Source organism: Agrobacterium bohemicum, assembly GCF_002896715.1.
Lineage (GTDB): Bacteria > Pseudomonadota > Alphaproteobacteria > Rhizobiales > Rhizobiaceae > Agrobacterium > Agrobacterium bohemicum.
The window spans coordinates 260,571-278,373 of record NZ_PGEL01000023.1 but is presented as its reverse complement, the minus strand read 5'-3'; the positions used below and the strand labels follow the sequence as shown (position 1 = coordinate 278,373).

At 56.7% G+C, this 17,803-nt stretch carries 16 protein-coding genes; 5 read left to right on the top strand and 11 right to left on the bottom strand.

What is annotated here, in order from left to right; translation table 11 throughout:
- Nucleotides 1-31 precede the first annotated feature (31 nt).
- The 3 genes from recF (at nucleotide 32) to CUC55_RS10410 (ending at nucleotide 2,428) form a co-directional block, all read left to right on the top strand.
- Nucleotides 32-1,156 (top strand): DNA replication/repair protein RecF, encoded by a 1,125-nt coding sequence (gene recF, locus CUC55_RS10420; protein ID WP_103087807.1) that lies wholly within the window; start codon nucleotides 32-34, stop codon nucleotides 1,154-1,156.
- Nucleotides 1,157-1,196: 40 nt separating this feature from the next.
- The gene (locus CUC55_RS10415; protein WP_067649893.1) at nucleotides 1,197-1,958 is read left to right on the top strand and encodes a molybdopterin-synthase adenylyltransferase MoeB; all 762 of its coding nucleotides are present in this window, start codon (nucleotides 1,197-1,199) and stop codon (nucleotides 1,956-1,958) included.
- Nucleotides 1,958-2,428 carry a GNAT family N-acetyltransferase gene (locus CUC55_RS10410; RefSeq protein WP_067649757.1) on the top strand — a complete coding sequence of 157 codons (471 nt, stop codon included), beginning with the start codon at nucleotides 1,958-1,960 and terminating at the stop codon, nucleotides 2,426-2,428. Before CUC55_RS10415 ends, CUC55_RS10410 begins: the two co-directional genes overlap by 1 nt.
- Before the next feature lie 6 nt (nucleotides 2,429-2,434).
- Here the strand turns inward: CUC55_RS10410 and CUC55_RS10405 are convergent, their stop codons facing one another.
- Nucleotides 2,435-3,439, bottom strand: coding sequence for a 2-hydroxyacid dehydrogenase (locus CUC55_RS10405; RefSeq protein ID WP_103087765.1), 1,005 nt, complete (start codon nucleotides 3,437-3,439; stop codon nucleotides 2,435-2,437).
- A gap of 184 nt (nucleotides 3,440-3,623) precedes the next feature.
- On the opposite strand from CUC55_RS10405, the gene CUC55_RS10400 reads away from it, so the two are divergent.
- Complete coding sequence (locus tag CUC55_RS10400; protein ID WP_067649752.1) at nucleotides 3,624-4,160, top strand: SH3 domain-containing protein; 537 nt, start codon at nucleotides 3,624-3,626, stop codon at nucleotides 4,158-4,160.
- Here the strand turns inward: CUC55_RS10400 and CUC55_RS10395 are convergent.
- Complete coding sequence (locus tag CUC55_RS10395; protein ID WP_103087764.1) at nucleotides 4,153-5,145, bottom strand: adenosine kinase; 993 nt, start codon at nucleotides 5,143-5,145, stop codon at nucleotides 4,153-4,155. The two genes, CUC55_RS10400 and CUC55_RS10395, sit on opposite strands and share 8 nt — an antisense overlap.
- 349 nt (nucleotides 5,146-5,494) lie before the next feature.
- Between CUC55_RS10395 and CUC55_RS10390 the strand changes: the two genes are divergently transcribed.
- On the top strand, nucleotides 5,495-6,439 hold the full coding sequence (locus tag CUC55_RS10390) for an AEC family transporter (protein WP_067649749.1): 945 nt from the start codon (nucleotides 5,495-5,497) through the stop codon (nucleotides 6,437-6,439).
- Here the strand turns inward: CUC55_RS10390 and CUC55_RS10385 are convergent, their stop codons facing one another.
- The 9 genes from CUC55_RS10385 to rimP all read right to left on the bottom strand — a co-directional run bounded on the left by CUC55_RS10385 (nucleotide 6,440) and on the right by rimP (nucleotide 17,659).
- Nucleotides 6,440-7,459, bottom strand: coding sequence for a class I SAM-dependent methyltransferase (locus CUC55_RS10385; protein ID WP_103087763.1), 1,020 nt, complete (start codon nucleotides 7,457-7,459; stop codon nucleotides 6,440-6,442).
- A gap of 78 nt (nucleotides 7,460-7,537) precedes the next feature.
- Nucleotides 7,538-9,679 (bottom strand): polyribonucleotide nucleotidyltransferase, encoded by a 2,142-nt coding sequence (gene pnp / locus CUC55_RS10380; protein ID WP_103087762.1) that lies wholly within the window; start codon nucleotides 9,677-9,679, stop codon nucleotides 7,538-7,540.
- 286 nt (nucleotides 9,680-9,965) lie between these two features.
- On the bottom strand, nucleotides 9,966-10,235 hold the full coding sequence (rpsO, locus tag CUC55_RS10375) for a 30S ribosomal protein S15 (RefSeq protein ID WP_067649741.1): 270 nt from the start codon (nucleotides 10,233-10,235) through the stop codon (nucleotides 9,966-9,968).
- Between the two features lie 176 nt (nucleotides 10,236-10,411).
- Nucleotides 10,412-11,359, bottom strand: a complete 948-nt coding sequence (gene truB / locus CUC55_RS10370; protein ID WP_067649739.1) for a tRNA pseudouridine(55) synthase TruB — start codon at nucleotides 11,357-11,359, stop codon at nucleotides 10,412-10,414.
- 3 nt (nucleotides 11,360-11,362) lie between these two features.
- Nucleotides 11,363-11,779 carry a 30S ribosome-binding factor RbfA gene (gene rbfA / locus CUC55_RS10365; RefSeq protein ID WP_067649736.1) on the bottom strand — a complete coding sequence of 139 codons (417 nt, stop codon included), beginning with the start codon at nucleotides 11,777-11,779 and terminating at the stop codon, nucleotides 11,363-11,365.
- 75 nt (nucleotides 11,780-11,854) lie between these two features.
- Nucleotides 11,855-14,599, bottom strand: a complete 2,745-nt coding sequence (infB, locus tag CUC55_RS10360; protein WP_067649733.1) for a translation initiation factor IF-2 — start codon at nucleotides 14,597-14,599, stop codon at nucleotides 11,855-11,857.
- Between the two features lie 102 nt (nucleotides 14,600-14,701).
- On the bottom strand, nucleotides 14,702-15,394 hold the full coding sequence (locus CUC55_RS10355; protein WP_067649730.1) for an RNA-binding protein: 693 nt from the start codon (nucleotides 15,392-15,394) through the stop codon (nucleotides 14,702-14,704).
- A complete protein-coding gene (nusA, locus tag CUC55_RS10350) occupies nucleotides 15,391-17,004 on the bottom strand; it encodes a transcription termination factor NusA (protein WP_103087761.1) in 1,614 nt (537 codons plus the stop codon). Before nusA ends, CUC55_RS10355 begins: the two co-directional genes overlap by 4 nt.
- A gap of 67 nt (nucleotides 17,005-17,071) precedes the next feature.
- Nucleotides 17,072-17,659 (bottom strand): ribosome maturation factor RimP, encoded by a 588-nt coding sequence (gene rimP / locus CUC55_RS10345; RefSeq protein ID WP_067649724.1) that lies wholly within the window; start codon nucleotides 17,657-17,659, stop codon nucleotides 17,072-17,074.
- Nucleotides 17,660-17,803 lie beyond the last annotated feature (144 nt).

Below are 17,803 nucleotides of genomic sequence, written 5' to 3'. Positions count from 1 at the left end.
GGTCATGAGCGATTACGATTCTGGAAGCGGCATGACCAGCAAGGTTTTTCTCACAAGGTTGAAACTGAACGCATTTCGCAATTATGCGGAGGCTTCACTGCGACTTGACCAGCGGCATGTGGTGCTGACCGGCGACAATGGTTCCGGCAAGACCAACCTGCTGGAGGCGATTTCCTTTTTATCGCCGGGACGGGGTTTGCGTCGTGCGACCCTGTCCGATGTTACGCAGGTGGGTGCGGAAAACATCGGCTTTTCGATCTTTGCCGAGGTGACCGGCATGGATGNCGACGTCGCGATTGGTACAGGCGTCGAGGGTGAAGGCGAAACCCTTTCCCGCCGGTTGCGACTGAATGGGACGCCGGTTAAATCCGTGGACGAATTGACCGACCACCTCCGTGTCTTGTGGCTTACGCCCTCCATGGACGGGCTTTTCACCGGCTCCTCGTCTGACCGGCGCCGTTTTCTCGACCGGCTGGTCTTGTCACTCGATCCCAGCCATGGACGCCGTGCGAGTGATTTTGAGAAAGCCATGCGCGGGCGCAATCGCCTTTTGTCAGATGGCCGTTTCGACCCGCTCTGGCTGGAAGGCATCGAAAAGCAGATGGCAGAGCTTGGTATCTCTATGGCGGTCGCGCGTCACGAGATGCTGGGTTTGCTGAGAGCACTGATTGAAAGCCGTGAGAACGATGCCAATTTCCCGACCGCATCGCTGACTTTGTCTGGCTTTATGGACGGCGAATTTCACCGTCCTGCCGTCGATCTGGAGGATGAATATCTCGCATTGTTGAAGGACAATCGTTACCGCGATGCCGGTGCCGGGCGTACGCTGGAGGGTCCGCACCGTGCCGACCTCTATGTTCGTCACGCTGAAAAGGACATGGACGCCGGTCGTTGCTCCACGGGTGAACAGAAGGCGTTGCTTGTTGGGTTGATCCTGGCTCATGCGCAACTAACGGCCAATATGACGGGCCATGCGCCGGTGTTGCTGTTGGATGAGATCGCTGCCCATCTGGATGAAGGCCGCCGCGCCGCACTGTTCGATCTCATTCACGCACTCGGCGGTCAAAGCTTTATGACCGGAACGGATGCATCGATGTTTTCAGGGCTGCAGGACAGGGCGCAGTTTTTCAACGTTTCCGATGGAAGCATCGGTTGATAATGCTTACATCCTCTTGAAANTCACCGGAGACGCGATCTTGGACCCCTTGAGCCCAGAGGAAATCGAACGCTATAAAAGACATATCCTGCTGCCGGAAATCGGCGGCGTTGGCCAGCAGCGGCTGAAAGCAGCGAAGGTACTGGTCATAGGCGCGGGCGGTCTGGGGGCGCCAGTGCTTTATTATCTGGCAGCAGCGGGCGTTGGAACGCTCGGCATCATCGATGACGACATTGTTTCATTGTCCAATCTCCAGCGTCAGGTCATTCATGACACAGGCACGATCGGGCAGCATAAAACGGAGAGTGCCCGTCGGTCTATTGCTCGGCTCAACCCACATGTGCGGACAATTCATTTTGAGGAGCGCTTCTCCCTAGTATGGGCACATGACCATCTGAAGTCTTTCGATCTGGTCATCGATGGCTCCGACAATTTCGATAGTCGCTATGCCGCAGCGGATGCGGCAGAGACAGCCAAAGTGCCTCTGGTGACGGGGGCGGTGGGTCGATTCGATGGTTCCGTTACCGTTCTCAAACCCTATGAGACGGGATCGGAGGGCATGCTATTACCCGGCTACCGGGATTTGTTCCCAACGCCTCCGCCGCAGGGCGTTGTGCCGTCTTGCGCCGAAACGGGTATCATTGGGGCGCTGACCGGTGTCATCGGCACGATCATGGCGATGGAAGCGATCAAGCTTATCACGCAGACCGGTGAGCCACTTATAGGACGCCTGCTTCTATACGATGCGCTGGCGTCCTGCTTCGACACGGTTCGCTACAAGCGGCGGCAGGAAAACGCCTGATGAACATTGTCAGAATAGACCAGAGCTTTGGGCGCTTCGATGAAGTACTGACGTTGATTCGATCCTCTTTCGCTTATATGGATGGCGTCATTGATCCTCCGTCTTCTGCGCATCACCTCACATCAGCAAGGTTGATGCAAAAAGCGAAGGACGAAATTGCGTTCATAGCGCTTGAAGATGCAAGCATGTTGGGCTGTATTTTCTGCCGACCTGAAGCAACGAGCCTGTATGTCGGCAAGCTTGCAGTTTCTTTGACAGCACAAGGGAAAGGCGTGGGACGCGCGCTATTGACCAAGGCCGAAGACACTGCGTCCCGCTTGGGCCTCATGGCACTGCGGTTGGAAACACGCATTGAACTGACCGGGAACCACCAGAGGTTCTCGGCGTGGGGTTTTGCCAAGACGGCGGAGAACTCCCACCCTGGCTATGACAGTATCACCTCTATCGAAATGACCAAACGTCTGGACTGAAGCTCTTCAGCTGCGGCCCGGAAGCACCCGGTTGGGTGGACGGTGGCCATCGTAAAANGCGCGGATGTTGATGATGACCTTGTCACCCATATCGATCCGGCCTTCGATGGTTGCCGAGCTCATATGTGGCAGCAGAACCACCTTGCCTTCTTTCGCAAGCTTGATGAGCTTCGGGTTTACGACAGGTTCATTTNCGAAANCATCAAGCCCTGCGCCCGCAATCTTGCCATCCCGCAAGCATTGGATCATGGCGGCTTCGTCGATGATATCGCCGCGCGCGGTGTTGACGATGTAGCTCGTCGGCTGCATCAGCGCCAAATGACGTGCGGAAATCAGGTGATACGTTGCCGGTGTCGAAGGGCAGTTGACCGAGACGATATCGACCCGCGCGAGCATCTGATCGAGACTGTCCCAATAGGTCGCTTCGAGCTCGGCTTCCGTTGCCGGGTTGACGCGCTTGCGGTTGTGGTAATGGATGGAAAGACCAAAAGCCTTGGCGCGGCGGGCGACGGCGGTGCCGATACGTCCCATACCGACGATGCCGATGCGTTTNCCAGACAAACGCCTGCCCAGCATCCACGTGGGTGACCAGCCGCCCCATTCGTCGGATCCGTTGGCTAGCACGCGGGTTCCTTCGACCAGTCTGCGCGGAACAGCCAAAACGAGGGCCATTGTCATATCGGCGCTGTCTTCCGTCAGAACGTTCGGGGTGTTGGTTACGGTAATTCCCTTGCGGGCGGCAGCATCAACATCGATGTGATCGGTTCCGTTGGAAAAACCGGCGATCAGTTTCAGTTGCGGGCCAGCCTGATCAATCATCTCAGCCGTGATCCGGTCTGTCACGGTCGGCACCAGAACGTCCACTGTCTGCATCGCCGCAACCAGTTCCGTCTTCGTGCGCGGAGCATCTTCGATGTTCAGTTCCGCGTCGAACAACTCGCGCATGCGGGTTTCGACCAGATCCGGTAATTTGCGTGTCAAATAAACGGATGGTCTCTTTTTATTCGTCATCGTCAGCAGGCACCTTGTTCAGAGGTCATTAACCAGAAAGAGCGATAATTTCATTTACCACGGGCGTTTCTACCAGACCCAACGACGAAGACAAACAAATCTCGCATGTCGCAGTCGCAGCCTTTAGAAACGATGTCCATGATCACTATTCTCTATTGCTAAAAAGCAAGGAACGGAAACCGGCATGCGTAGCATTGTTTCGATTATCTGCATTGCATTGTCGCTGGGTTTTATCGATGCCGCAAGCGCGCCCGCATATGCGCAGGGTGCAGCCAAGGGTGCGAGTGGCCTGCCGCTACCTCGATTCGTCAGTCTCAAGTCGCGACGCGTCAACATGCGCATCGGGCCCAGCACGGATTATGCGGTGTCATGGATGTACATGAAATCAGGCATGCCTGTGGAAATTATCCAGGAATACGAAAACTGGCGGCGCATTCGTGATGCGGATGGCACAGAGGGCTGGGTCAACCAGGCACTTCTGTCTGGCGAGAGAACGGCTGTCGCCGCGCCCTGGATGCGCGGCAAGGGTAAGGACGTATTTGTTAACATGCGCCGCGAAGCGCAATCCGGTGCTGCCGTCATTGCCCGGCTGGAGCCAGGCGTTCAGATCAGCATCGGCGAGTGCAATGGCGACTGGTGCCGCGCCCATACCGGTCAGGTGACAGGATGGGTTTCGCAAGGTGAAATTTGGGGTGCTTATCCCGGCGAGGCCTTTAAATAAGGCCGTGCTTTGCTGCTAATGCTTTCAGCGAGGACATAGGTCGCGGGCCCACTTGCTGAATGACGGCGGCGGCGGCGAGGCAACCCAGCTTGCCGCTGTCCTCCAGTGAACGACCCTGCGTGTAGCCGAACAGGAAGCCGGAGGCGAAGAGATCGCCCGCACCCGTGGTGTCCACAACATCGTGCACGGGATAAGCCTCGACTTTCACGCGCTCGTTTCCACGAATGATCGTGGCACCTTCTTCGCTCATGGTCACGGCTGCGATCTTGCAGTCAGCCGCAATTTTTGTCAGCGCAAGCTCAAAATCATCGGTTTCATAAAGAGAGAGCGCTTCCTGCTTGTTNGCAAACACAATATCTACCGTGCCTGAGCGCATCAGGTCCAGAAACTCATCGCGATAGCGACCAACGCAGAAGCTGTCAGAGAGCGTCATGGAGACTTCTCGACCGTTTNCATGGGCAATGCGGGCGCAATCGCGAATAGCGTCTTTGGCGCGCGGTGGGTCCCATAGGTAGCCTTCGAAATATGTGACCTGGGACTGTGCAACGACAGCTGGTTCGACATCTTCAGGGCCGAGATCGACGCAAGCGCCGAGATAAGTGTTCATCGAGCGTTCGCCGTCTTCGGTGACGAAAATCATCGAGCGTGCCGTCGGCGGGAATGTGCCTTGCGGTTTGGTTTCGAAATAAACACCTTGAGCGCGGATGTCGTGCTGGAAAATCTCCCCGAGCTGATCTTCGGCCACCTTGCCGAAATATGCCGCACGCCCACCAAAATTCGCGATGCCCGCTGCCGTGTTTCCGGCGCTGCCACCTGATGCCTCCAATGCCGGGCCCATCAGCGAATAGAGCAGTTCGGCACGCTCCGCATCGATCAGGTTCATAGCGCCCTTGGTGATGCTATTGACATTGAGAAAAGCATCATCGCAGCGGGAAATGATGTCCACGATGGCGTTGCCAACGGTCAGTACGTCGAATTTTGTCATGTGCCTCTCGTCCGAACCGCATCGACCGATGCGTTATCCAGAACTCGGTCTTAAAGATTTCTGCCGACATGAAAAGCCAAAACCTCATTCTGGAGGGCGTCCGGTACATTCTTGACGTTAAATTTCGTCGTCATGCACCTGTCATTGAGCATTGTTATAAAACGCGCGTCGCTTCGCCACGGATGTACTGGCACAGCGTGCGGGATGAAGGCGGGGGTAACCCCGCTTTTTTCTTGCGCTCTTTTTCGTCGCTGTTCGATTGCGAGGAGTAAGGCAAAATCATTTGTTTGCCTGTGCCATATGCGTTAGACCGAACGCATCCCTGTAAGGCCCGCGAAAGTCCTCCCCCATGTACGCTGTCGCCGTCAATGTCGCGCCGATCTTTCTTCTCATCCTCATTGGCTGGCTGACGGTCAAAGCGAAGCTTTTCAAGGCGGAAGCTGGCGACGTCCTGAGCGACTTCGTGTTCAAGATCGCAGTCCCAACCCTGATTTTCCGGACGCTGGCGGCTGCCGATTTTCACGGTGCATCACCCTTCAAGCTCTGGCTTACCTACTTTACCGGTGTAGCCATCACCTGGACGGCAGGGCAGTTGGTGACGCGGCATATGTTCAAACAGGACCTGCGGGTTAGCGTCATTGCCGGTATCTCATCGGCGTTCGCCAACAATATCTTCATCGGTCTCCCACTTGTCGGACGCTCCATTGGCAGTGACGGTATCGTTGCCATTTCCATTCTTCTTGTGGTCCATCTGCCAATCATGATGATTGCAGGAACCATTTTAATGGAGAATGCGACCCACAAAGTCACCGGTGGAGAAAAACGTAGCGCATTTGCCGTCTTGAAGCAGGTAGGGCGCAATCTCGCGCAGAACCCGCTGGTGATCGCTCTCGCGTTAGGTCTTGGCTTCAATATGATAAGTGTGCCTATGCCCACGGTGATGATGACTGTTATCGATCAGATCGCTGGCATGGCGGCCCCGGCCGCATTGATCTCGCTCGGTATGGCGCTAACCAAATATCCCATTCGCGGCAATCTGCGCATTGCGGTCACGATGACAGCTTTCAAACTGGTTCTAATGCCGGCCTGCGTATGGTTGACCGCACATGCGCTGGGGTTAAGTCCTGCATGGACCGCGGCACTGGTTCTGACGTCCTGCGTGCCAACGGGTATCAATTCATGGCTGCTGGCCAACCGCTTTGGTATCGGCCACAGCATCGCTGCCTCCACGATCAGCATTTCCACCTTGTTTGGTGTGCTGACCGTGTCGTTCTGGGCATGGCTGCTCAGCTGATCATTTTNGTGCGCTCAGCACCTTGAAGCGGGAGTTGCGGCACACTTCCTGGCTGGAACGGAATTCAGTCGACAAAACCGTCTCATAGGGCATGCCGCGATTGGCAACCAGCAACAGCTTGCCGCCGCTACGCAAAGCGGTTGCGGCAGTTTTGATCAGCGCCTGACCAAGAGCGGGCTCGGACGCCTGTCCGGTTGTGTGGAATGGCGGGTTCATGATGATAAGGTCGTATTTTTCCTTCGGCGGCTCGGCGGCCAAATCCTGCCAGAAGAAACGTGTCGCCAAACGCGGGCAATTTTCCAGCATGTTGGTTTTNGCATATTCAAGAGCGTTCCAGTCAGCCTCGAACAGATCGATACGCGCTGTACGCGGTGACTTTTCAGCCAGCATAACGGAAAGGTAGCCCCAGCCGGCGCCGAAATCTGCCGCATTGCCGTCGAAGTCAGCGGGGAAACGCGAGGCCAGAAGTTCCGAGCCACCATCCACACGGTCATGCGAGAACATGCCGGGCAGGGCCGTGAAGCGGTTTTCGATCGTTGCAATTTCCTGCTTGAGCTTGGAAACGGCCGTTGAGACCTCTTCCGGTCTTTTGAACCAGATGGCAACGCCGTGATATTTGGGTGTCGAATCTGCTTCGATGCCGAGTTTAGACAGGGTCTTGCGCAGGGTGGCGATGCCGTCTTCTTTGGAACCAGCAGCTACGATCATGCCACCGGCTTTCACACGGCTCAGAGCTTCGGCAACCCGATTTTCATTTTCACCACGATGCTTGCCGCACAAGATGAGTGCGCTATCGAAATCCTCGCCGGAAAGGTCGGGTGTGACCTCGGCACCTTGGGCCTGCAACGCGCGGTAAAGCGGACGCTGGCTTTGGACTGCGGTAATCGTGGCATCAAAGCCTTCCAGACGCGGCGCGCCTGCTTCTGCGCCTAGAAACAATACGCGCTCCCCTTGACCGGGTGCATCCAGCATCTGCGCAGCGAAGGGGTGGAACAGGGTTTNAATGGCGTCACGGCTCATGGGGTGGTTCCTAAGGTCAAATAGAAAAANGGCGCGGGGAAAAATCCCGCGCCTCGATATCGGATAGCGCTAGCCGCCTTATTCGGCAGCTTCGCCTTCGCTCTTTTTCTCAGCCGAAACTTCCTTGCCGGTTGTCTGGTCGACAACCTTCATGGACAGGCGAACCTTGCCGCGCTCATCGAAGCCCATCAGCTTGACCCAAACCTTGTCGCCTTCCTTGACGACGTCTGAGGTCTTGGCAACGCGATCGGATGCCAGCTGCGAGATGTGAACGAGGCCGTCGCGTGCGCCGAAGAAGTTGACGAAAGCGCCGAAGTCAGCGGTCTTAACGACCGTACCTTCGTAGATCAGACCAACTTCAGGCTCTGCAACGATGGAGTGGATCCACTTGCGAGCTGCTTCGATTTCCTTGCCGGAAGAAGAAGCGATCTTGACGGTGCCGTCATCTTCGATGTTGATCTTCGCGCCGGTCTTTTCGACGATTTCGCGAATGACTTTGCCACCAGAACCAATGACTTCACGGATCTTGTCGACCGGAATGTTCATCACTTCGATGCGTGGAGCGAATTCACCGAGCTGCGAACGACCTTCGGTAATGGCGTTGGCCATTTCGCCCAGGATGTGCGTACGACCACCCTTTGCCTGCTCCAGAGCGACCTTCATGATCTCTTCGGTAATACCGGCGATCTTGATGTCCATCTGCAACGAGGTGATGCCGTCAGCAGTACCTGCAACCTTGAAGTCCATATCGCCGAGGTGATCTTCGTCACCCAGGATGTCGGACAGAACGGCAAAGCGTTCGCCTTCAAGAATGAGGCCCATGGCAATACCGGCAACTGGCTTGGCAAGCGGAACGCCTGCGTCCATCAGAGCAAGCGATGTGCCGCAAACGGTTGCCATTGAGGACGAGCCGTTGGACTCGGTGATCTCGGAGACGACGCGCAGCGTGTAAGGGAACTGTTCGACCGATGGCAGCATCGGGCGGATTGCGCGCCATGCTAGCTTGCCGTGACCGATTTCGCGGCGGCCCGGGGAGCCCATGCGGCCTGTTTCACCAACCGAGTAGGGAGGGAAGTTGTAATGCAGAAGGAAGCGTTCCTTGTACATGCCCGTCAGGCTGTCAACGTACTGCTCGTCTTCGCCGGTGCCGAGTGTGGCAACAACGATGGCCTGGGTTTCGCCACGTGTAAACAGCGCCGAACCGTGGGTGCGTGGCAGCATGCCGACTTCAGAAACGATCGGGCGAACGGTAGACAGGTCGCGACCGTCGATGCGGCTCTTGGTGTCGAGAATGTTCCAACGAACGATCTTCGCCTGCAGGTGCTTGAACACCGCGCCGATGACTTCGTTGGTGTACTTTGCCTCTGCGCCTTCAGGGAAGAAGTGAGCCTTGACCTTTGCCTTTGCCACGTCAACGGCTGCGTAACGGGCAGCCTTTTCAGTGATCTTGTAGGCGTCGCGCAGTTCAGCTTCGGCAACGCCGAGCATTTCTGTTTCGAGAGCGGAAAAATCTTCCGGTTCGAATTCGCGTGGTTCCTTGGCAGCAACTTCAGCCAGCTTGATGATGGCGTCGATGACCGGCTGGAAACCGCGATGACCGAACATCACAGCGCCGAGCATGATTTCTTCGTTGAGTTCCTTGGCTTCGGACTCGACCATCAGGACGGCGTCCTGCGTACCGGCAACGACCAGATCCAGAACTGATTCGTCCATCTCGTCGAGATGTGGGTTCAGGACGTATTCGCCGTTGATGTAGCCGACGCGTGCGCCGCCGACTGGGCCCATGAAAGGAACGCCAGACAGTGTCAGGGCAGCAGAGGCCGCAACCATCGACAGAACGTCCGGGTCATTTNCAAGGTCGTGCTGAATGACGGTAACGACAACCTGTGTGTCGTTCTTGTAGCCTTCAGGAAACAGCGGGCGGATGGGGCGGTCGATCAGACGGGAAACCAGAGTTTCCTTCTCGGAAGGACGGCCTTCGCGCTTGAAATAACCACCTGGAATCTTGCCAGCGGCGTATGTCTTTTCCTGGTAGTTGACGGTCAGCGGAAAGAAATCCTGACCAGCCTTTGGAGACTTTGCGGAAACAACGGTCGCAAGAACCATTGTCTCGCCGTAGGTTGCGATAACCGCACCATCGGCCTGACGGGCAACTTTGCCTGTCTCAAGTCTCAGAGGGCGGCCTGCCCATTCGATTTCGACGGAATGTTGATTGAACATATCTTGTCCTTAAATGAAGCCTCGGTTCTCACATTGAAGGAAAACCCGGGGCTTTAACACGTCACGGGCAAGACAGCTGGAGGCTTTGGAGCGTCATATCCATCGATATGTGGTGACGTTGCACTTCGTCACAAAAGCATCCGGCAATCCTGCCCCATGACAGGTCATCGGTTTGGTTTAGATGGCACCGGCCCATCCGGCCCATCTTCGTTTTCGGCGTCCAGTTAAGAACTGCCATAAGAAAAACCGGCGGAAATTTCTTATCGAAACCCGCCGGTGTCAGTTTTTAGCGGCGAATGCCGAGGGCACCGATCAGCTTGGTGTAACGGCTCTCGTCCTTCTTCTTGACGTAGTCGAGAAGCGAACGGCGGCTGGAAACCATGGTCAGAAGGCCACGACGCGAGTGGTTGTCCTTCTTGTGATCCTTGAAGTGGCCTGTCAGGTTGTTGATCCGTTCGGTCAAAATTGCGACCTGAACTTCCGGCGAACCGGTATCACCTTCCTTAATGGCATATTCCTTGATAAGGGCGGCTTTGCGCTCTGCAGTAATCGACATCGGACGATCCTTTCTATTTAAGGAAAANCAGGACGCCAAGCACCGGGATGTCGTCCAGCACTGGCCATTCATTAGCGCGGGCGCTGCCCAAGCTGCCGCTGCCTATAAACCAATTGGTCTATAAAGGAAAGAGGCGATTACCACCGCCCCTTTCAGCCTATCGAGCATTCGGCACACTAGCCGAAAACGCGTTTGGGACGGAATTCGCCTTCTGCGATGTCACCGATGGCAACCAGCTTACCGCGCGCCGTGGCATAGGCATCCGTCTCCTGTGTCGGTGCATCGCGGCCACGCAACAGGATCGGATTGCCCATTTTCAGGCGATGTGCCTGATCATCGTTGATGATGAGGTGGGGCAGGGAAGACAATGCTTCCGACGTATCGATCAGATAGGCATCAAGCGCCGCCAGTCTCTCGTCGCGGTCTTCGATGGCTTCGAACTCGACGAGCTTTTCGAGTGGCACCATCGCGTCCTCTGCGAAGGGCGCAACCATCGAACGGCGAAGCTGTGAAATGAAGCCGTAGCAGTCCAGGTCACGCCCAAGATCGCGTGCCAATGCACGGACATATGTGCCTTTGCCGCATTCTACTTCGAAATGCGCAGTGTCTGCATCTGGGCAGGCGAGGAGAGTAATCCGGTGAATTTCAACTTCGCGGGCTGGGATTTCGACCGCTTCACCACTGCGAGCAAGATCGTAAGCGCGTTCACCAGCTATCTTGATGGCTGAAAACTGTGGTGGTGTCTGAAAGATGGTGCCGGTGTAGTTGGGCAGCAAATCTCGGATAGCCTGTTCATCGGGACGGTTGGTTGACGAGTTCAGAACATCGCCTTCCATATCGTCGGTGGTGCGTTCTTCGCCCCAGGTCACGGTGAACTCATAGATTTTACGGCCGTCCATGACATAAGGAACGGTCTTGGTGGCATCACCCAGCGCAATCGGCAGCATGCCGGAGGCCAAGGGATCAAGCGTACCAGCGTGACCGGCCTTCTGGGCGTTGAACAGCCATTTTATCTTGGAGACGGCTTCGGTCGAGCCGAAATCAAAAGGCTTATCGAGAATGATCCAGCCAGAAATCGGCCGTCCCTTGGGTTTGCGGTTCTGCTGTTTACGTGGTTTGGACATGCTTCAATTCTGTTCGTCGTCTTTATCGTTTGAAGGTCCCAGATCGCGCTGTACCTCCGGCGAGCGCAGAAGCGCGTCTATCTTCTTGTAGTTGTCGAAGCTGGTATCGTCGCGGAAACGCAGTTCCGGCACATATTTCAGCTGCCGCAAATTCGGGCCGAGCCGACCGCGAAGAAACTTGGCGTGGCGGTTCAATGCCGTGATCGTATCGGTGTGGTCGTCAACGCCAATCGGCGTCACATAGGCGGTTGCGATCTTGAGGTCGGTAGACATGCGCACTTCCGAAACGGAAATCACCGTCTTTTCGATCAGATCGTCGTTCACTTCTCCGCGCTGCAGAATCTGTGTGATCGCAGCGCGCACCTGTTCGCCAACACGCAGCATGCGTTGCGAAGGCGCGGATGATGTTACTTTTGCCATTTTTATCAAGCCTCAAACAGAGCGAGCGCCGGTTAAGCCGGCGCCCGACAGTTTTCTTGTGTTGCGGCGAAACGCTTAGAGCGTTCTGGTGATGTGCTCTACGCGGAAGCACTCGATGGTATCGCCCGCACGGATGTCTTCGTAGTTCTCGAACGCCATACCGCACTCCTGACCAACCGGCACTTCGCCGACTTCGTCCTTGAAGCGCTTGAGCGTCTTGAGCTTGCCTTCGTGGATGACGACGTTGTCGCGCACCAGACGAACGCCAGCACCACGTTCCACCTTGCCTTCGACCACACGGCAACCGGCAACCTTGCCGACCTTGGTAATGTTGAAGACTTCTAGGATTTCGGCGTTGCCGAGGAAGGTCTCGCGACGTTCCGGAGACAGAAGGCCCGACATTGCCGACTTCACGTCATCCACCAGATCGTAGATGATGTTGTAGTAGCGAATTTCGATCCCAGCCCGTTCAGCCGCCTGACGTGCCTGCACGTTGGCACGAACGTTAAAGCCAATGATGGCCGCGTTCGATGCTTCGGCGAGCGAAATATCCGACTCGGTGATGCCACCGGCACCCGAGTGAATGATGCGAGCGCGAACTTCGTCTGTGCCGAGCTTGTCCAGCGAACCGATAATGGCTTCGATGGAGCCCTGCACGTCGCCCTTGATGAGCAGAGGGAAGTCCTTGCGGCCTGTCGACTGCAACTGCGTCATCATCTGTTCGAGCGAGCCGCGCTGACCGGTCTGACGGGCAACAGCCTTATCGCGGGTCAAACGCTGACGGTACTCTGCGATTTCGCGGGCACGGCTTTCGTTTTCAACAACCGCGAAGCGATCACCGGCAGACGGTGTACCCGAGAGACCAAGAACCTCGACCGGCATGGCCGGACCAGCTTCCTTGACGTGTTCACCCTTATCATTGACGAGGGCACGAACACGGCCCCACTGGTCGCCGGCAACGATGATCTGACCCGGACGCAAGACGCCCTTCTGAACCAGAATGGTAGCAACGGAACCACGGCCACGATCAAGCTGAGCTTCGATGACCGTACCTTCAGCCGTGCGGCTCAAGTTAGCCTTGAGGTCGAGAATTTCGGCCTGGAGAAGAACGGCTTCGAGAAGCTTGTCGAGGTTGAGCTTGTTCTTGGCGGAGACTTCCACGTCAAGAACTTCACCACCCATGGATTCCACGAAAACTTCGTGCTGCAACAGCTGCTGGCGAACCTTTTCAGGGTTTGCTTCGTGCTTGTCGATCTTGTTGATCGCAACGATGATCGGCACACCAGCGGCTTTCGCGTGGTTGATCGATTCAATCGTCTGCGGCATCACGCTGTCATCGGCTGCAACCACCAGAATGGCGATGTCGGTTGCCTGTGCACCACGCGCACGCATGGCCGTAAAGGCAGCGTGGCCGGGAGTGTCGATGAAAGTGATCTTGTGACCATTCTTTTCGACCTGATAGGCACCGATATGCTGGGTAATGCCACCGGCTTCACCTGAAACAACGCTGGTCTGACGGATAGCGTCGAGCAGCGATGTCTTGCCGTGGTCGACGTGACCCATGATGGTCACGACAGGAGGACGCGAAACCAGTTCGCCGCCGCCATCTTCGTCGGAGACGTTGAAGATGCCTTCTTCGATGTCGGATTCAGACACACGCTTGACGGTATGGCCGAATTCGCCAGCGATGATTTCAGCCAGATCGGCGTCGATGACGTCGCCCGGCTTCATCATCTGACCTTCCTTCATCAGATACTTGATCACATCGACTGCCCGTTCAGACATGCGCTGCGACAGTTCCTGAATGGTAATGGTCTCAGGCAGAATAACTTCGCGCATGACCTTTTCGCGCGTTTCCTGCATCTGGCCGCGACGGAATTTCTCCTGGCGACGGCGCATCGCAGACAGCGAGCGGCCACGGGCCTGACCATCTTCTTCCAAGTTGGACGTAACGGTCAGCTTGCCACGGCGGCGTTCTTCTTCCGTCTTGAGGCGAGCGGCAGGCTTGGCTGGAACCGGCGCGGTTATCTTGCCGCGAACCGGTACACCAGTGCGACGAGCGCCACGATCATCTTCTTCTTCGCCAGCGCGGCGACCACGTGGGCCTGCACTGTCGATTGGTGCAGGGGCAGCAGGTGCCGTGCGTGTCGTCTGAGGACGTGCATCGGGACGACCCGTGCTCGTAGGTGTTCTGGCGGCAGCAGGAGCCGGTACGATTTCGGCGGGGGCTGGAGCAGGAGCAGGTGCCGTCTTTGCTGCGAGGGCTTCCTCAGCGGCGCGACGTACAGCCTCTTCCTTTTCGGCCGCTGCACGGGCTTCGTCTTCTACCTTGCGGCGGGCTTCGTCTTCGGCACGCTGCTTGGCTTCAACGATGTCGCGCGCCTGAGCGTCTGCCAGAGCCTTACGGCGCGCATCCATTTCGCCAGCCGAAAGGTCATGCAGGACGGCGCCACGCGGGCGGTCCGGCTGACGCTGTGGCTGCGAAGATGGCGCAGATCGGTTCTGGTTGTTATTGTTGTTCTGATTGCCGGACTGGTAAGGTCGCTGCTGCTGAGGCTGCTGCGGACGCTGTGCTGCTGCAGGCGTTGCAGCAGGTGCTGCTGGCCGGGCAGGATGCGGCGCTGCGGACACTGTCGGCGTGATGGGCTTTTCGTCTTCAGGACGCAATGGGCGGCGTTTGCGTGTCTCCACGACAACCGCGTTGGTGCGACCACGACCCATATCCTGACGCACAGTTCCCGTCGACGCTCCGCTCGGCTTGAGAGTGAGAGTCTTCTTGGGCTGTGCGTTGAGTGTCTTGTCGTCGTTGTTCTCGGTCATTCCGTTCCCGTTCCTTCGGACGAGAGCCGGATGACATTCATCAGGCCCTGTCTTTAACTAGCTGCATCCGAACGCGGTGGCGGATATCGTCCGATGACCGCGTCATTGTTCTGTCCGGGCAGCGTCTAAATCCGCTTGAGGTTGATCGCCATTGCGATACCGCTCGAGCATCTTTGCGCGCTTCACTACACCTTCACCCGCCTGTCCTGCAAGCGCGCAGGCATGGATAAAAGCATTCTGGCCCATCAGTCCGTCCATTTCCTGCTCACTGAAGAGCAGAAAGGACGGTATTTCACTCTCGGCTCCTGAGCCAAGGGTCCAGGCCTTGCGGGCCTGGTTTATCTTTCTCACACCATCCGGTGCTGCATCCGTGGCGTGAAACACCGCAATGGCCTTTCCCGATCGCACGGAAGCATCGACTTTCGTAGCGCCGGAGATGAACTGACTGGCTTTGCGTGCCATGCTGATCATCCCGGTCAGTTGTTGTGCCATCAACCGGTCCATCATATCCAGAAGGTCCGGCCCGGCTTTCACATCCGTCTTCAAGGCGCGTGCGAAGAGTTTTTTCGCAATGGCCTTTTCGATCAGGGCGCGCTCGGGTTTGACCCAGCAACCGCGCCCCGGCAATTGGCGTTTCAGATCCGGAACCACTGTCTGGTCCGGGCCTGCGACAAAACGGATCAGCTCATCAGGCGATCCGATCTGCCGCGTCACAATGCACATCCGCTCGCTTGCGGTGCCTTCGAACTGCTCGTCATCGATCAGCTCGTCCGGCTCATGCGTTTGCGACATCATTCCTGATCGGCGGCATCCGCCTCCTGCGTCGCTGCTGCTGCTTCCTGCTCGGCAGCAAGGTCTTCAGCGGTGATCCAGCCGGCCAGAAGGCGAGCCTGAACGATCATGTTTTCAGCTTCTACGCGGGAAACGTCGAGCTTGGAGAACGTGCCTTCAAACTTCTTGGTCTCGCCGTCCTTGCGTTCGCTCCAGCCGACAAGATCGTCGGCGGCGCAGCCTGCAAAGTCTTCGATGTTCTTGACGCCTTCTTCACCCAGTGCGACCAGCATCGGTGATGTGAGGCCATTGATCTGGAGAAGCTCGTCGGAAACACCGAGTTCCTTGCGCTTTGCGTCCATCTCGGTTTCGATACGCTCAAGATATTCCTTGGCGCGCGTCTGGATTTCGACAGCTGTGTCTTCATCGAAGCCGTCGATGGACGAAATTTCGCTCAGATCCACATAGGCCAGTTCCTCGACCTGCGCGAAGCCTTCGGACGCGAGAACCTGGCCAACCATTTCGTCCACATCCAGCGCTTCCATGAAGATGCCGGTGCGTTCGTTGAATTCCTTCTGACGACGCTCGGACTCTTCGGCTTCCGTCATGATGTCGATGTCCCAGCCGGTCAGCTGCGAAGCAAGACGCACGTTCTGGCCGCGACGACCGATGGCCAGCGAAAGCTGTTCATCCGGCACGACGACTTCGATACGCTCGGCTTCTTCATCGAGAACGACTTTGGAAACTTCAGCAGGCTGAAGGGCGTTGACGATAAACGATGCCGGATCCTGTGACCAAGGAATGATGTCGATCTTTTCGCCCTGAAGCTCACCGACCACAGCCTGAACGCGCGAACCACGCATACCGACGCAAGCGCCGACCGGATCGATCGAGCTGTCGTTGGAGATAACGGCGATCTTGGCGCGCGAACCGGGGTCGCGGGCAACCGACTTGATCTGGATGATGCCGTCGTAGATTTCCGGCACTTCCATGGTGAAAAGCTTGACCATGAACTGCGGATGCGTACGCGACAAGAAAATCTGCGGGCCACGCTGCTCGCGGCGCACGTCGTAAACGAAGGCACGAACGCGGTCGCCGTAACGCAGGTTTTCGCGAGGAATCATCTCGTCACGACGGATGATGCCTTCACCGCGACCCAGATCGACGATGACGTTGCCATATTNGACACGCTTGACGGTGCCGTTGATGATTTCGCCGATGCGGTCCTTGAACTCGTCATACTGGCGATCACGCTCGGCTTCACGAACCTTCTGGACGATGACCTGCTTCGCAGACTGTGCAGCGATACGACCAAAATCCATCGGCGGCAGTGGATCGGCAATGTAGTCACCGATCTTGGCATCGACGTTGCGGTCGCGTGCCAGTTCCAGTGGAATCTGCGTGCCGTAGTCTTCGGCCTTTTCCACCACTTCGAGAAGACGCTGCAAGCGGATTTCGCCGGTCTTGGAGTTGATGTCGGCACGAATATTGGTTTCGGAACCGTAACGCGAGCGGGCAGCTTTCTGGATGGCATCAGCCATCGCGGCCAGAACGATTTCGCGGTCGATGACCTTTTCACGCGCGACGGCGTCGGCGATCTGCAGAAGCTCAAGCCGGTTAGCACTTACTGCCATTTTTCTGTCTCCGTAAATCGCAAGTTGCGTTCTAACCCTCATCTCAGGGCTTACGTGGTAATTAGAATCAATCTTCGTCTGCTTCTTCGTTCTGGTTGGCGGCAGCTGCGGCCTTGGCCTGCTTATCCGCCTTCAACGCGTCACGAATGAGGTCATCCGTCAAAACCAGTTTTGCGTCCGAAAGCGTGTTGAACGGGATCAGAACCACAGGCTCCTCACCATAGGCTATCTGGTCACGTTCGAGCTTGAAGCCGTCGGCTTCGATCTCAGCAATCTTGCCACGGAAACGCTTGCGGTTATCCACCAGGATCGATGTCTCGATCTTGACGATATGGCCCTGCCAGCGAGCAAAATCTGTTTTACGGACCATCGGCCGATCAATGCCGGGCGACGATACTTCCAGATGATACGCCTTCTCGACGGGATCTTCCACATCAAGAACAGGTGAAATGGCCAGAGAGACCGCTTCGCAGTCCTGAACGGTCATGGTGCCGTCTTCGCGCTCCGCCATGACCTGCAACGTCGAACCGTTCTGGTTGGAAAGGCGCACCCTGACCAGCAAAAAGCCCATGCCAGCCAATACCGGCTCGATGATTTCGGCGATGCGCTGGTCTACGCCCGTTTCGGTTATCAGTCTTGGTTCGGCTTCAGCCATTCTGGTCTTCCGGTCTTATTGTCTAACCGGAAACGTTTCGCACCGGTTTTTAGGGCGCCTAACGAAAAAGAGCGGAGCCTTTCGGCCCCACTCTTCATCAGACGATCAAGAATTTGATTGCTCGTATAACTGCTTATGCCCGAC

Coding starts and splice junctions, on each gene's coding strand:
- rimP (WP_067649724.1), bottom strand. CDS start 17,659: ATGGCTGAAGCCGAACCAAGACTGATAACCGAAACGGGCGTAGACCAG.
- CUC55_RS10400 (WP_067649752.1), top strand. CDS start 3,624: ATGCGTAGCATTGTTTCGATTATCTGCATTGCATTGTCGCTGGGTTTT.
- CUC55_RS10355 (WP_067649730.1), bottom strand. CDS start 15,394: ATGATGTCGCAAACGCATGAGCCGGACGAGCTGATCGATGACGAGCAG.
- rpsO (WP_067649741.1), bottom strand. CDS start 10,235: ATGTCGATTACTGCAGAGCGCAAAGCCGCCCTTATCAAGGAATATGCC.
- truB (WP_067649739.1), bottom strand. CDS start 11,359: ATGTCCAAACCACGTAAACAGCAGAACCGCAAACCCAAGGGACGGCCG.
- CUC55_RS10390 (WP_067649749.1), top strand. CDS start 5,495: ATGTACGCTGTCGCCGTCAATGTCGCGCCGATCTTTCTTCTCATCCTC.
- rbfA (WP_067649736.1), bottom strand. CDS start 11,779: ATGGCAAAAGTAACATCATCCGCGCCTTCGCAACGCATGCTGCGTGTT.
- CUC55_RS10410 (WP_067649757.1), top strand. CDS start 1,958: ATGAACATTGTCAGAATAGACCAGAGCTTTGGGCGCTTCGATGAAGTA.
- infB (WP_067649733.1), bottom strand. CDS start 14,599: ATGACCGAGAACAACGACGACAAGACACTCAACGCACAGCCCAAGAAG.